The sequence below is a fragment of the Shewanella youngdeokensis genome (assembly GCF_033180165.1).
In the GTDB taxonomy this organism is placed as follows: Bacteria; Pseudomonadota; Gammaproteobacteria; order Enterobacterales; family Shewanellaceae; genus Shewanella; species Shewanella youngdeokensis.
In genome coordinates, this window is the sequence record NZ_CP136522.1 from 134,765 (window position 1) to 149,311 (window position 14,547).

Here is a 14,547-nt window from a genome sequence, read left to right on the forward strand (position 1 = left end):
ACGTGGGTTACGTATTCTCATGTAGGTTGAAGTGCAGCTGGATATTTGTACAGGTATAACTGAAAATGAGTAAAACACCGATTTTGGCGCAAATAAAGATGCCAAAAACAGTGCTGCTAGGCATCGATAAATTTTTAACATTTCACAAAATCTATAAAAATCAGCATTATGACAAATGTTAAAAGGTGATACACGGACCCATTGAACACCCTAGGCTCTCTTTCTCCGCACTCAACAAGGCAATTTATGCTGCCTGGGATTAGGAATTATCTATTTGCAACAATACCTTAGCGGTGGTAATTTGTTAAAAAATCAACGAGTCGCTAAGAACGTTATCGAGCGACTAATGAATAAGCTGTTATACGAATTACGGAATGGTCTTCATTCTGCTGAAGGTAGTAGGATTTACATTGGAGTTTAAATGCTAAAAGAAATAGATACATCAATACTGGATTGGGCTCCAAAATTCATGGATACCTCCAATGATGAAGACCAACTGATATTACCAGCATCTATAAGCTTTTTAGAACTTGCTAAGTATGTATCAGCCATAGCGAATAATAATGGTGGGAACATATTATTAGGAGCATACTCTGAAAAGGGTTATGGGGCTGGTTTTCAAAATGTAGATGCTGAATTAGTCAAAAAATCACAGAATATTTTAGAAGCTGTAGAACTAAAAATTAGTTCTCACCAAGCAAGGCTTCAAAATATCTATTTGCTAGAAATTGAGAAAAGTGACTCTTTAGCGTTTGCAGATAGTAGCCCTTATATAATGAAAAATGGAAAGCCAAAATTGATGTCTGAACGACAGCTGATAGAAAAGTTAGGACTAGGTGTCGACTCTTCATTAATAAATATGGTCTCAGAACAAATTACTAAACAATCAGCCAAAGTTGATGCTTTAAGTGAAGAGCTCAAAGAAAAAAGTAAACTTAAGAATCAGGTTCGTGGTCTATTAGTAGGTGGTTTCGTAGGTTGGCTTCTTTCGACAGTATTAAATGTTATTTTTAATATTGGTGGTCAAGGTTAAAATTCGTATAACAAGCAATTCCATGTGACGCCTACGGCGCACCTGAATTGGGCGTTATGCGTAATCGATGGAGTACCGAGAGTTAGATGGAAGTAGTAGAAGCGGAAAAATCGGATTTAGATTCATTCTTTGTGTATCTAGAAAATCAGCTGTCTGAAAATGGTAATGGAGAAGTTCCTCTTTTCCAGCCAATGTCCAGAGAGCAAAGTGCAATTCCAGAAGCAACAAAAGATAAGTTTATCCAAGGCTTTTCTCATCAGTTTGGCGATTTAGGTTGGAGAAAGCTTTGGGTTGTAAAAGACACTTCTGGAAATATCAAAGGTCATATTGATCTTCGCCACCACAGTGATGAAAGCCGTTCTCATAGGGTTCTATTAGGTATGGGCGTAGATGTTTCTTGCCGGAAGCAAGGTTTTGGTCAAAGACTCATTGATGCTGTTATAAATTTCTGCCAAGAAAAAGCTGAAATTGACTGGCTTGATCTTTGTGTATTATCAGAGAATTTCCCAGCAAAGAACCTCTACCTAAAAGCAGGGTTCAATGTTGCTGGAGAGTTCAAAGATCAATATAGAATCGACGGTTTGTCAGTCTCGGAAACAGCAATGACAAAGTACGTCAAAAATTACGCATAACAAGCAATTTAAGAGGGATTCACAACACTTGGCATTTTTGATTCTACTTCAAATTTAGTGTTTATGGCACAATGCTTTAGGTTTGGGTGGAGGCGTTGTTCACCCCTTAATTGGGCGTTAGCACTCAGGAGTATTAATGAACTACGGCGAATATCAAATAACATTACTTATCGCTAAAAGAAGATATGAAGGGAGTACTATTCATTTTGATATAGACCGCTATGCTGGTGTTGCTTTTTTCATCGGTAACGAAGGGAAAATTGCAACATGTAGGCATATAATTGAAATGGTTCAAGAAGATGAGGTTCTACTTGGTAAAAATTTAATTAGTGGTGAAATTGATGTTATCTACAACATAAAATCACATCCTAAATATGATTTTGCCATTGGAAACTTTATCAAACACCAAAGCTACAAGTGTTTTGAACTTAATGACACAGAGTACCTACCAGGTCATGATGTAAGAGCTTTTGGTTTTAATAATATTGGGCAAAAAAATAAGGTTGTTAATATTAATGCACGAATGCTAAAAGGATATGTAGTTAGTAACTCGGATTCATCTAACCACCCATTGGCTCATACAACTACAGAATTATCTTTCCCTTCCTTAAAGGGCTTTAGCGGTAGTCCTTTGGTTAGCGAGCAAACAGGTAAGCTAGCTGGGATGTTATTCAGTAATCATGAATCATCAATAGAAGTTCATTCCTTTACAGATGTTGAAGATAACGGAGATAAATTTGCTGAGAGTATTTATCGCATAGTTGAATTGGGTTTAGCGCATTCCGCTAAAGATCTTATTAAGTTTATTCGTGAAATTGAAGAGTGCTAACAAGTTGCTCAAAAGGACAAAAAACAGTTGGCTGTTTTCGTTCCTCAACATTTTAGCCAACAATTTTTTGCCTCTTAGCAAGGCGTTATGTTGTCAGGCCAGCTTGGTAGACTTTTTGCTTCATCATTACACTGGAAACGTGTCTATGGATTGGTTTGATATTGTTACCGGAATTGCAGCAATTTTTGGTCTAGCCGCACTCATTTCTATATGGTATCAAGCTTGGCCTTTCATAATATTAGTCGCAGGGATATTCCTCGTTAATACATATACAGTCTACGCGATGATTATTATTCAGATATTTGGCACGTTTATACATTTATATGATCCGGTAACTAAGGGACGAAGAGCTGGCGTAAGAATCATTGATGCAATATTCGATGGTCTTCATGTCACTTTCGGTGTTGTCGCCACCGCCTGGTTTGTTGGACTATTCCTCTCTGGATGAGACTAAGACAACATAACAATGCACTGTAGGCGGATTTCAGCCAGCCCGGCTCTGCTCGTGCCTCGCAAGTTTAGCCGGGCAGTCTGCTCCCGCTAAGTGGAGCGTTAAATTGAAGCGAAGATTCATATAGGGAATTTAGGATATGTGGGAATTAGTATCGTTCATGATCGCCTTTGGGATCTTAATGTTAGTAATGAACTATTTTGTAGATCCTCGGCAGCTCATTGAAGACGTAAGGGAACTCAAGGGAGCCGACAAGCGAATTGAGGTTTTAGAAGAGCGAGTAGCTAGGTTAGAAGCCGAACTTCAGAAACAAAATAATAGTGCTTCAAGTTAACAAGGCACTGCAGGCGGATTTCAACCAGGCTGGCTCTTGCTCGTGCCTCGCAGATTGTAGCCAGCCAAGTTGCTCCCGCTGAGTGGAGCGTTATATGCCCCCGAAGTTTGGATGATATTTTTAACCATGTTCAAGTATAAAAAACACTTAATAATTCTTCTTGTTATAGAAACGGTTGTAATTCTATTACATAACATCCTAGGGGCAAAGATTCAGTTTGATAACTTATTTTCATTATCTAATTGGACTTATTTGTTAGGTTTGGTTTTGGGATTATATATAGTGATTTATGCTTTAAAGTTAGGCTGTACACATTGTGGTGCAAGATCCGTATTTAGAGGCTTAAGTATTTTCTCATTACGTTGGCCTCAAGAACATTGTCATAAATGTGGTAAGCGAATTGAGTAGTGCATATAACAAGAGACTAAAGCAGGACGCAAAAAGCATGGTTTGCGTTCGTGCCTCACTAATTATAACCATGCATTTTGCGCCTCTTAGTCGGGCGTTATAAGCCCTTGGAGTATGGAGTTAATCGATGGCTGATGATATTCAACAAATAAAATGGATGTTGTATGGAATTTACTTAATTCTATTCATTTTAGGATTCGTGCTAATCGGCAATTATCGTTTAAATAAACGAAGAGTAAATTCATTGCTTCGCGAGGACTTTTTCAACGAAGCCCAGTGAAAATACTTAGACACCCATCATTAAATGGCAGGAAAAAATACTTAGACACCCATCATTAAATGGCACAATTCTCCCCTCCGACTAAGCTTGCTTGATAAGTTTTAGTTGGAGGTTGAAATGCCACGCCCAAGAAGAACTCTAGTGAGTCTTGAAGACACACCTTATTACCATTGCTGCAGCCGAGTCGTTCGGCGCGCATTTTTGTGTGGTGACGACGAATACACAGGCAAGAATTATGACCATCGCCGAGGCTGGGTTGAAACCCAAATACTAAAATTGACTGAGGTGTTTGCGATAGATGTTGCCGCTTATGCTGTGATGAGCAACCATCTGCATGTAGTGCTGTTTATCGACATAGATAAAGCAAATCAATGGTCTGACAGAGACGTTGTTATGCAATGGCATCAGTGTTTTAACGGTACTGCTCTGACGCAAAAATTTGCCAAAGGTGAAGTGATTGACGAGCACTTAGTTGCGCAGTTAAAGCATCAAATAGCGATTTACCGCTCACGTCTTAGTGATATTTCATGGTTTATGCGCTGCCTAAATGAGCCTATTGCACGGCAAGCCAATATTGAGGACAACTGCACCGGACACTTTTGGGAAGGACGATTCAAATCCCAAGCCTTACTCGATGAAGCCGCCGTTCTGGCTTGTATGACTTACGTCGAACTTAACCCAATTAGAGCTAAAATGGCTGATACGCCAGAGCAATCAGACTACACCAGCCTCAAGTTAAGAGTTACCGCAGCCCTTAAAGGTGAACAACCAAAAACGCTGTTACCCTTTATTGGTCACGAGCGCGAACACCAACCAAAGGGTATTGCGTTTATGCTTAGCGATTACCTTGAATTGGTTGATGAAACAGGCAGAATCATTCGTGATGATAAGCGCGGCGCAATATCTGCCAATGCCGAAAGCATCCTTAATCGATTGAATATCCCAACAGCTAACTGGGTCAAAATTGTTGCTGAATTTGGTCATCTATTTCATGGCCCAGTAGGCACATTGCAAGAGCTCAGTCGCTACTCAGAACACCTTGAAAAACGCCGACGGCATTTTGCAAAAAGCTGTCAGCACTTGCCGCTAGAGTAAACTCTACTCGCCATCCAAACTTCAACACCACAATCAAACTCAGTCAAGGAACAGAGTTAACAGCACGCGCCTAAAATTCACCATTTTGGCCTTTTAAAGCGCTGCTTTAGCTAGAAATCCACAATCAGCATGCCAAATATTGTTTTGTATCAAACGAAAGGTCACTCGTGCATTGCTGTTTGTTTTAAAGGTCGTTATGTTATTGATTAACAATGGCTGGCAAGTGTTTATCTGTTTTGAACGAAGGAAAGTTACTTCCTAAAATTGTTGCACCAATACCATTAAACCCAGAAGCAATAAAACTTGAACGAAATACATTAGAGTCATTTGATAAATTTGATCAAAAGTTGAAAGAGTTCTTTGGTCAATCGAACGATGAAAAACAATCACACGATATATTAACTTACTCAAAAACTGTAATGGTTAATTTTTCAAGCTTCATCTGGGAACTGTCGGAAGAAAGCCCATATAAAGGCATAAAGCATACAATTACAGATAATGATGTTATCGGTAAAATAAAAATAGTTAATCGGTAGCTAACAAGAAAATCAACAAGGACTAAAAACAGCGGGCTGTTCGCTTCGCTCCATTTTAGCCCACTATTTTTAGCCTGTTATTTAGGCGTTAGGTTACTTTCAATAGGTTCTGTATGAAAATCGACTTTAAACAAAACTTCGAAGAAAAAATTAAATTAATTTTAATTGATTCAAACTCTATGTTAGAGGATAAGTTCGATCTCATGCTAAAAAAACATGCTGCTCATGGTTTGCTTCGTTCTGGAAATACAATAAAAGAAACCATGGATATTATTGCTGAATTAACTGCAAAAATATATTCAGAAATCCTTTCTTACATTGATGTATTAAACCTTAAATATTACTCATCATTAGAAGAAGATGTTTCGAAATTAGCACATGAGGCACAGAAACAATTCAAAATTGAAACAACAGCCAAACTAAAAAAGAGTGCTGAGTTGGCTGGTAAACCACAACTATTTGAAAGGATGCTTCCTGATGTAGAAGCTGAAATGGCAAATAGTTTGGCCATATTTCAAAATAACCTCAATACCAAAACATTAGATTTAAAACTAAATACCACCAAATCTCCAGCGGAAAAAACTCTTTGGACTGTAGAGTTTATCTTTCTTGCTATATCCTTATTTGTGGCTGGGATGTGGTTCAATGACCCAAGTGGTAATTACGAGCCATTTATAGTTGGTTTAACCTCAGCTATGCTTTTAATTCCTCTAATAATCAGGCGTATAGGTAAACAGTAACCTAACAAGAAAATTAAGCGGGACTGTTAACAGTTGGCTAGGTTTCGCTCCGCTTCACATTTTAGCCAACTATTAATCAGCCCCTTATTTGGGCGTTAGTTTACAAAGGGAGTTTGGTGGTGTTTGAGAGTATTGCGGTCTATTCAGGATTAATTGCAACAATCTGGATTTTCATTGGTGTTTATGTAGCAAGTAGGTTTTATGCTGGTTACAGCCATTCTAAGCAATTTTGTAGTGAGTTAGGTGCGACTGGTAGCCCAACTGAAAAACTGTCTCCTTTAATTAATAATTATCCTCTTGGTTTTCTATTTTGCTTTTTCGGCTGGTATCTGGCTCAACTATCAAATGTTTCAACTTTAGTGAATGTTGCGGGTTGGTTAGTTATAGCTCATGGTGTCGGTACATGGGTCGCAGGTTACTTCCCAATGGACGCCGATCCATTTACTAAGAATCCAACTTTTAATTGTAAGGTACATTCTTGGGCAGGTTTTATCATGTTGCTCTCATTAGTTGTAGCACCAATATTAATTGCTATAAGTCCAACAACTGAAATTATCCCATTATATTTCCGTATTTTTTCATTGGTTTCTGTTGTCGCTGCTGTTTATTATCTTTTCGCAATGGCTAAAGCAGTAAAATCCCAAAGCAATCCTGGCATCCATCAGCGTATTTCATATGGCTTTCAGCTAATTTGGCTTAGTGTTTTTTCATTAGTATTGGTGTAATTGTAAACTAACAAGTCACTCAAAAGGTCAAATAACAGTTGGTTTTTGCGCCTTCGTCGCTTATTTTAACCAACTATTATTTGCCTCTTAGTAAGGCGTTAGGCATTAATCAAAAATCACATTATGGAGAATTAGGTGATAGTAGTAACTAGTAATGAAATTTCACAAAAAAACATCCTTGAGTATCATGGGATTGCAAAGGGGGTCGTAGTCAGACAGCCAACAATTAAGCAGGGCTTTAAAGGAGCCTTCACCCTCGGCGGTAAAAACGATGCTTATACAGAAGCATGTGAACAAACTCGTCAGCAAGCATACGATATGATGGTTGAAGATGCTAAAAAACTTGGAGCAAACGCAGTCATTGGTATGCGGTTTGACGCTTCAGAATTTATGCAAGATTCAACTGAAGTTATAGCTTATGGTACGGCGATTACAATCGAGTAAATGCCTAACAAGAACTTCAAGAGGGACAAAATAAAGTTGGCTGTTTTGTTCACTCCGTTCACCTATTTTAGCCAACTCTATTTTGCCCCTTAAGTGGGCGTTAGGTGTAGAGAAAGTTGAGAAGTAAACATCAGGTCAAATTAAACTTTATACTGGCGTTACTTGTAACAATTTTTATTGGGTACGGGTTATTTGCTGACTTAAACCAAGGTTATACATCTCTGCAGGGTTCTAAATATTATTTAAACCAAAGCGCCACTATATTTTGGGCATTTTTTGCTTTTCGTTTAAGTATTTTAATATTTTGCTGGTTGCACGCGTTCAATAAACTAAAGCGTCAATCTACACCTAACAAGTAACTAAAGTGGGACAAATAAAGCTTGGCTTTTGTCACTGCGTTCCAAAATTATAGCCAAGCATTAATTTGCCCCTTAGTTTAAATACATAGACACCCATCATTAAATGGCACAATTCTCCCCTCCGACTAAGCTTGCTTGATAAGTTTTAGTTGGAGGTTGAAATGCCACGCCCAAGAAGAACCCTAGTGATTAACAATGGCTGGCAAGTGTTTAATATTGGCTTGTTTATCTTTGGAGGTATTCTTTTGTTTATATTATTGCTGACGGCAGGTACCTAATAAAGCGTTTAAGAGTGACTCCAGCCCGCGCCGGTTTCGCTTCGCTCACAGTGTGGCACGCTATGTTTGTCGTACCTTAATGCGGCGTTATTGCATATCCGTTTGTCATACTTTCCTTAATGAAATTCATCAATTGAGAGTTTCAGCTTTACCTCAATCGACCTGCGCCTTTCAGTAAACTGAGTATACAAAAAAGCACAGCCAATGCTGTGCTTTTGTGAGTTGATATGCCGTGCCATAAATGGCTATTTCATGGTAACAAACTCTTCGGCACCAGTAGGGTGAATCGCAACTACGGCGTCGAAATCAGCTTTGGTTGCGCCCATTTTCATCGCTACGCCAAAGCCTTGTAAAATTTCGTCCATACCAAAACCAATACCATGAATGCCAACCACTTTTTGATTGTCACCGGCACAGATTAGTTTCATTTTGCATGCTTGACGATGCGCAGTTACCGCGGTGTACATGGAGGTAAAGCCTGAGGTGTACACCGTGACGTTGTCTTCACCAAATTTAGCTTTTGCTTCAGGTTCCGTCAGCCCCATGGTACCAATGGCCGGGTGGCTAAAGACCACGGTTGGAATGCAGTCGTAATCCATTTTCGCATCGGTCATGCCGTTAAATAAGCGCTCTGATAATAAGCGTCCGGCTTTCACCGCTACGGGGGTAAGTTCAACGCCGCCTGCCATTATGTCACCAACGCAGTAGATGCCTTTGTCTGTGGTGTTTTGTTGGGCGTCGGTAATGACATAGCCTTTTGCATCAAGCTCAACGTTGGTGTTTTCAAGGCCAATGTTAGCAGTTGAAGGTTGGCGTCCAATTGCCCAAATGAGGCAGTCAACCTCATAGCTTTCGCCATTTTCAATTTTTAGCGTTAGGCTGCCGTCGGCATTTTTGGTGACCGATTCTGGCGTACTGTGTGTATGCAAGGTTGGGCCGTCAGTGGCCATTGCGTCGACTAATGCTTCACTGAGCATGGGGTCAAAGCTTCTTAGTGGTGCATGTTTACGCACAAATAAATGTGTTTCACTGCCTAAGGTGTGTAGCACTCCGGCAACTTCAACTGCGATATATCCCGCACCAACCACTGCTACTCGTTTTGGTTGTGTTTTTAGGGCGAAAAAGCCGTCAGAGTCGATGCCGTATTCGGCGCCCGGTATATTCGGGATTGTCGCAGCGCCACCGGTGGCGATAAGAATATTGTCGGCAGTGTACTGTACGCCATCAACCTCTATAGTGCGGCTATCAACAAAGCGACCATAGCCACGAACAAGGGTAATGCTGTTACTGGCTAGTCCACGGTCATAAGCACCGTGAATACGGTCAATGTAAGCTTCGCGACTCGCAACTAGGGTGCTCCAGTCAAAGTTGTTTACGGTAACGTCAAAGCCGTAATCTTTAGCGTATAAATGCATGGCTTCGGCCACTTGCGCGCCATACCACATCACTTTTTTCGGCACACACCCCACATTTACGCAGGTGCCGCCAAGCTCTTTTGCTTCAATCAGTAAAACTTTTGCACCACGCATGCCCGCTCGGTTAGCCGATGCAATGCCGCCGCTTCCTGCGCCAAGACAGATATAATCAAAATGTTGAGCCATGTGTATCTCCAAAAGGTTATCTACAGACTGAAAACTAAAAAGGGTTGAGCTGTGTTTAGGTTACTCGGCCCTAGCGCAAATTAACTGTTGCGTAAGCCGCTGTCGCCATTGTATTGGCCCATTGTAGAGTGATTTATTTATTTGAACCAGCAGCTTGTTTGGTGCTAACTCACTTACATTGGGGTAGGCGAGTGAAAACTCAAGACCTTGCCGTATGCGCGAGGTAAGGGCGATATTATGCTGCACCTCAATGGCTATTGGTTATCTTAGTCTCTGCAGGGTTGTATTACCGTCGATGTTGGCAGCGATTATGGTCGCTTGGGGCGGGGCCTTCTGCGCCGCATTTTAGGCATTGCCACTCGCTTTGCCTAATGTTGAGCTCTTGTTGTTGGTGCTGGTTGCGGTGATTAACTCCAAGCCTTAGGTGTTTTTCTAATGCGCTCATTCGGCTGTTAAGCCAGCGGCAGCCTGGGTCGTTGGCTATGGTCTGCCGGCTGGCTAATTGCTGTTTACGGCTTTTTGGTTTGGCTTTTTTTATCGGTTTATTGGTCGGTTTTGAATAGCTAGCTTTACGGGGCTGAGTGTTTGTTTTAATTGCTGGCGGCGTGTAGTTGAGCGCGCCGTTTGCTTGGGTTGGTATCGCTATTGGTTGGCCTTTATCGTCCAGTACTACGCCTAAAGGTAGCGCTGCTGGTTTAGTGTCGCTGGCTAAGCTGGTGGGGCTTAATAGAATTAACGCGCAGCAAGTGCGCAGGTGTCGAGTCGGTAACATTCCGTGTCCTTTTTTGTGGCGAGTGCTGCTATCCGTTGCAGCTAAAGTTAATTGATTGCGGTAGCCATTTTTACGATGAGGCCATTTACGATAAAGCTATTATAGTGCAGTTCACGTCGTTCAATTATTAAAGCAATCGCTGATTGCGCTGCAACTGTTGTGAGCGGTCAAGTTTTACTTTCATCAAACCGTGAACTTTTAATGGCAAGATGTAGCGTGAACGCTAAGTTTTATTATCAGTGCATTGAATATTGTCGTGTTCGCCCTTATCTCTTATTTATCAGCATCGAATGTTAAGGACTCAACCATGAGCAACCCCTTACTAAATAGCGCCAAACTTCCACCGTTTTCAAGTATTAAACCTGAGCATATTCAGCCGGCTATTGAGCAAGGTATCGCCAATTGTCGCGCCACTATCGAGCAAGTGCTGCAGCATAAAGGTGGTTACACCTGGAATAATTTGGTTGCCCCTTTGGATGATGTCGATGATGAACTCGGCAAAATTTGGTCGCCGATTTCACACATGAATTCGGTTGTTAGCAACGATGCTTGGCGCGCTGCGCATGATGCCTGTTTACCGCTATTGTCGGAGTACGGCACTTTTGTGGGTCAGCACCAAGGTTTGTACGAAGCCTACAAATCACTGGCTGCATCGGCTGAGTTTGCCGATTATTCGCAAGCGCAAAAGAAAATGATTGAAAATAGCCTGCGCGACTTCGAACTGTCGGGCATTGGGTTAAGCGATAGCGATAAGCTGCGTTATGGTCAATTAGTTAAGCGTATGTCTGAACTCACCAGCAGTTTTTCAAATCAGTTACTGGATGCGACTCAAGCGTGGACAAAATTGATCACCGATGAAGCCCAGTTAGCTGGTTTGCCAGAGTCTGCTGTGGCGGCCGCCGCGGCTATGGCCGAAGCGAAAGAGCTAAAAGGCTGGTTGTTCACATTAGATTTTCCATCTTACTTACCCGTAATGACCTACAGTGACAACCGTGAATTACGTGAAGAATGCTACCGCGCCTTTGTCACGCGTGCATCAGATCAAGGGCCAAATGCTGGCAAATTTGATAACGGCCCGCTGATGGATGAAATTTTAGCGTTGCGCCATGAGTTAGCTAATTTACTGGGCTTTGATAGCTACGCTGACAAGTCACTTGCCACTAAAATGGCGGAAACACCTGCGCAAGTGCTGGCCTTTTTAACCGAGCTGGCTGCCCGCTCTAAAGCGCAAGGCGCAACTGAGCTGCAAGAGTTGAAAGACTTTGCAGCAACAGAATTTGGCGCGACCGATTTAGCCGCATGGGATTTAAGCTTTTACGCCGAAAAGTTAAAGCAACATCGTTACGAGATCTCGCAAGAGTTACTGCGCCCTTACTTTCCTGAAGACAAAGTATTATCTGGCCTGTTTTATACGGTTTCGCGCTTATTTGGGCTAACGGTGACAGAGCAAAAAGAGTTTGATAGCTGGCATGACGATGTGCGCTTTTTCCATATAACCGATAGCCAAGGTGAACATCGCGGTAGTTTTTACCTCGACTTGTATGCGCGAGAAGGCAAACGTGGCGGCGCATGGATGGACGATTGCCGCGCCCGTCGCGCCACCTCAGCAGGCTTGCAAGATCCAGTAGCTTATTTAACGTGTAACTTTAACGCGCCTGTTGCAGGTAAACCGGCGTTATTTACTCACGACGAAGTGACCACGTTGTTCCATGAGTTTGGCCATGGTATTCACCACATGTTGACTAAAATTGACGTCGGCGGTGTATCGGGGATCAGCGGTGTGCCGTGGGATGCTGTTGAGTTGCCGAGTCAGTTTATGGAAAACTGGTGTTTTGAAGAAGAGGCGCTGGCTGAGATTTCGGGACACTTTGAAACCGGCGAACCGTTACCTAAAGCATTGCTAGACAAAATGTTAGCGGCTAAAAACTTTCAGTCTGGCATGATGATGCTGCGTCAGCTCGAGTTTTCGCTGTTTGATTTTAAAATGCATTTAGAGTTTGACCCAGCCGTTGGGGCGCAAATTCAAGCCAAGTTAGATGAAGTTCGTAACTTGGTAGCGGTGGTTAAAACACCTGACTTTAATCGGTTCCAACATGGTTTTGCACATATCTTTGCTGGTGGTTACGCTGCAGGTTACTACAGCTACAAATGGGCTGAAGTGTTGTCGGCCGATGCGTTTTCGTTATTTGAAGAGCAGGGCATTTTTAACGCTGAAACCGGTCAACGTTTCCTTGAAAATATTTTGGAAATGGGTGGCAGTGAAGAACCTATGACGCTGTTTAAACGTTTCCGTGGCCGCGAGCCAAAAACCGACGCTTTGTTAAGGCATAGTGGCATTAACGGTTAATGTTTAAGCTTGTTTGACATTTTAAAGGCGCTAATAGCGCCTTTTTTATTGCGTCGGTAAAGCTGTTGCACTACGAGCCTGGTGAAAATGCCATTGCTACCGTGTGCTTACATAGTCGAATTGAACCCAACAGGTAATGTTTAGCTTGGTGGCGCGTTTATTGGTTGCGCCTTTTAGCTTTAGTGGGTTGTGAATAGATTATCATCTTGTTATCGGTTATGAGCTCTGATAGCCTCAGGCCTCTAAATTATCAAGCTGTAAGGTCTGTTGTAAATGAATCTCTATTTTAGACTTATTTGGTTACTTACTTGGCGAATCAATCGAGCTAAAAAAATAGGCCTGTTGCATACCAGTAAGCTTCGCTATCGGGTGTTGCCGTCTGATTGCGACGCTAACCTGCACCTGACAAATTCACGTTACCCCGCATTTATGGATCTGGCGCGTATTCACATGCTGTCGCAAGTCGGTGTGTTAAAACGCTTTATGACGCTGGGCTGGATGCCAATCGTTAATGCGGTTGAAATGACCTATATTCGCGATATTAAACCGTTTGCTAAATTTTCTGTCGAAACCCGCATGGTTGGATGGGATGAAAAGTACTTTTACATCGAGCATCGTTTTGTCAGTGATCGTGGTTTGCACTGCATTGCTTTTATTCGTGGTGTGTTTGTGTGTAAAAGAAAAGTGGTGCCAATTGCGGATATGTTAGCGGAGGCCAAGTTTGATGGCCCATCGCCAGAAATTCCGGTTGAAATCGCTAAATGGAAAAGCTTTTTAAAGCTAAAAAAGGCACAAAACCAAACGTTATAACCCTTGCTGCTTATTGTTTTGCGTTAACGCAAGAGCGACCTCTTCTTGCACTTGGTTTACCGCACCGCGCAGTTTAGCCTGGATCCAATAGCGACCAATATGTTCGTAGTCGAGTAGATTAAACTCGGTTTCTAATGCCAGTAAACACGGAATGGTAGCGCAGTCGGCCAAGCTAAAACTGTCGCCACAGAGCCAGTGTTGGGTGGCAAGGCGTCGGTCGAAATTATCTAAGGTGGTAAGCAGTTCGTTTTCGAGCTGTTTGAGTTTTATTTGGTTACTCAGCCTTTGGCGCTTTGCAATGACCCAATTGTCGATCACGCTATCTAAGCGTGTATCACTTAGCCTGTCATACATTCTTACTTGCAAAGCGTCTTGCGGTTGCTGTGGGATCAGCTTCGTTCCTTGCTCAATATTTGCGTCAATATACTCGATGATAATGGTGGCATCGGGGATCACTTCACCTGAGTCAATTCTTAGTAGCGGTAGTAGGCCGCTGGCGTCTATTCGTTGATATTCACGTCTTGCATAGGGGTCTGTTAAATCGACAACATGAGGATAAAAGTGCGCTTGTTTTTCATATAGCGCAATGAGAGCTTTTTGTGATTGTCGTGACAGTGGATGGTAATACAGATCCATGGTCGTCAAAAATTCCTGTAGTAATAGTAAGATTAACTCTAGTAGCTAAAATCAGGACTCACAATGTACGATGAAGGCAGTATTTACGTTATGTGCGCTGCATCTAATAAATAAAGTAATATAGCTCATAAGGTTATAAGGCAAATGTAGCGATATTTATACCTGCAAATTGCCTGTAAGCTTTGCTACTAGTGGGCTTGTGGTTGGCGTTGGTAACATAATGCGGGCGTTTATAGG

15 protein-coding genes are annotated in these 14,547 nt (G+C 41.9%); 12 read left to right on the forward strand and 3 right to left on the reverse strand.

Annotated elements, in window-relative coordinates; all coding sequences use genetic code 11:
* Positions 1 to 421 precede the first annotated feature (421 nt).
* The 10 genes from RGE70_RS00615 (at position 422) to RGE70_RS00660 (ending at position 7,507) form a co-directional block, all read left to right on the forward strand.
* Positions 422 to 1,033 carry an AlbA family DNA-binding domain-containing protein gene (locus tag RGE70_RS00615; protein ID WP_310469625.1) on the forward strand — a complete coding sequence of 204 codons (612 nt, stop codon included), beginning with the start codon at positions 422 to 424 and terminating at the stop codon, positions 1,031 to 1,033.
* 86 nt (positions 1,034 to 1,119) lie between these two features.
* On the forward strand, positions 1,120 to 1,665 hold the full coding sequence (locus RGE70_RS00620) for a GNAT family N-acetyltransferase (protein WP_310469626.1): 546 nt from the start codon (positions 1,120 to 1,122) through the stop codon (positions 1,663 to 1,665).
* Positions 1,666 to 1,801: 136 nt separating this feature from the next.
* Positions 1,802 to 2,494, forward strand: a complete 693-nt coding sequence (locus RGE70_RS00625; RefSeq protein ID WP_310469627.1) for a S1 family peptidase — start codon at positions 1,802 to 1,804, stop codon at positions 2,492 to 2,494.
* Positions 2,495 to 2,639: 145 nt separating this feature from the next.
* Complete coding sequence (locus RGE70_RS00630; RefSeq protein ID WP_310469628.1) at positions 2,640 to 2,942, forward strand: hypothetical protein; 303 nt, start codon at positions 2,640 to 2,642, stop codon at positions 2,940 to 2,942.
* Positions 2,943 to 3,084: 142 nt separating this feature from the next.
* Entirely contained in the window at positions 3,085 to 3,279 is a 195-nt protein-coding gene (locus RGE70_RS00635; protein ID WP_136861861.1) for a hypothetical protein, read from the forward strand.
* Between the two features lie 805 nt (positions 3,280 to 4,084).
* Positions 4,085 to 5,062 carry a transposase gene (locus tag RGE70_RS00640; RefSeq protein WP_310469629.1) on the forward strand — a complete coding sequence of 326 codons (978 nt, stop codon included), beginning with the start codon at positions 4,085 to 4,087 and terminating at the stop codon, positions 5,060 to 5,062.
* Positions 5,063 to 5,274: 212 nt separating this feature from the next.
* Positions 5,275 to 5,598: a hypothetical protein gene (locus RGE70_RS00645; RefSeq protein WP_310469630.1), complete on the forward strand. Its 324-nt coding sequence runs from the start codon at positions 5,275 to 5,277 to the stop codon at positions 5,596 to 5,598.
* Positions 5,599 to 5,711: 113 nt separating this feature from the next.
* Positions 5,712 to 6,338, forward strand: coding sequence for a hypothetical protein (locus tag RGE70_RS00650; RefSeq protein WP_310469631.1), 627 nt, complete (start codon positions 5,712 to 5,714; stop codon positions 6,336 to 6,338).
* A 119-nt stretch (positions 6,339 to 6,457) separates the two neighbouring features.
* A complete protein-coding gene (locus RGE70_RS00655; RefSeq protein WP_118961524.1) occupies positions 6,458 to 7,063 on the forward strand; it encodes a DUF998 domain-containing protein in 606 nt (201 codons plus the stop codon).
* 135 nt (positions 7,064 to 7,198) lie between these two features.
* Positions 7,199 to 7,507 carry a YbjQ family protein gene (locus RGE70_RS00660; RefSeq protein ID WP_310469632.1) on the forward strand — a complete coding sequence of 103 codons (309 nt, stop codon included), beginning with the start codon at positions 7,199 to 7,201 and terminating at the stop codon, positions 7,505 to 7,507.
* An 882-nt stretch (positions 7,508 to 8,389) separates the two neighbouring features.
* On the opposite strand, the gene gorA is transcribed toward RGE70_RS00660, so the two are convergent.
* The gene (gene gorA, locus RGE70_RS00665) at positions 8,390 to 9,745 is read right to left on the reverse strand and encodes a glutathione-disulfide reductase (protein ID WP_310469633.1); all 1,356 of its coding nucleotides are present in this window, start codon (positions 9,743 to 9,745) and stop codon (positions 8,390 to 8,392) included.
* A gap of 286 nt (positions 9,746 to 10,031) precedes the next feature.
* Positions 10,032 to 10,517, reverse strand: a complete 486-nt coding sequence (locus RGE70_RS00670) for a hypothetical protein (protein WP_310469634.1) — start codon at positions 10,515 to 10,517, stop codon at positions 10,032 to 10,034.
* A gap of 307 nt (positions 10,518 to 10,824) precedes the next feature.
* Here RGE70_RS00670 and prlC point away from each other — a divergent pair, with 307 nt between their 5' ends.
* Together prlC and RGE70_RS00680 are read left to right on the forward strand one after the other, a co-directional pair.
* On the forward strand, positions 10,825 to 12,864 hold the full coding sequence (gene prlC / locus RGE70_RS00675) for an oligopeptidase A (RefSeq protein ID WP_310469635.1): 2,040 nt from the start codon (positions 10,825 to 10,827) through the stop codon (positions 12,862 to 12,864).
* A 273-nt stretch (positions 12,865 to 13,137) separates the two neighbouring features.
* Positions 13,138 to 13,674: a thioesterase family protein gene (locus tag RGE70_RS00680; protein WP_310469636.1), complete on the forward strand. Its 537-nt coding sequence runs from the start codon at positions 13,138 to 13,140 to the stop codon at positions 13,672 to 13,674.
* Here the strand turns inward: RGE70_RS00680 and RGE70_RS00685 are convergent.
* Positions 13,669 to 14,310, reverse strand: a complete 642-nt coding sequence (locus tag RGE70_RS00685) for a glutathione S-transferase family protein (RefSeq protein WP_310469637.1) — start codon at positions 14,308 to 14,310, stop codon at positions 13,669 to 13,671. The genes RGE70_RS00680 and RGE70_RS00685 overlap by 6 nt on opposite strands.
* Positions 14,311 to 14,547 lie beyond the last annotated feature (237 nt).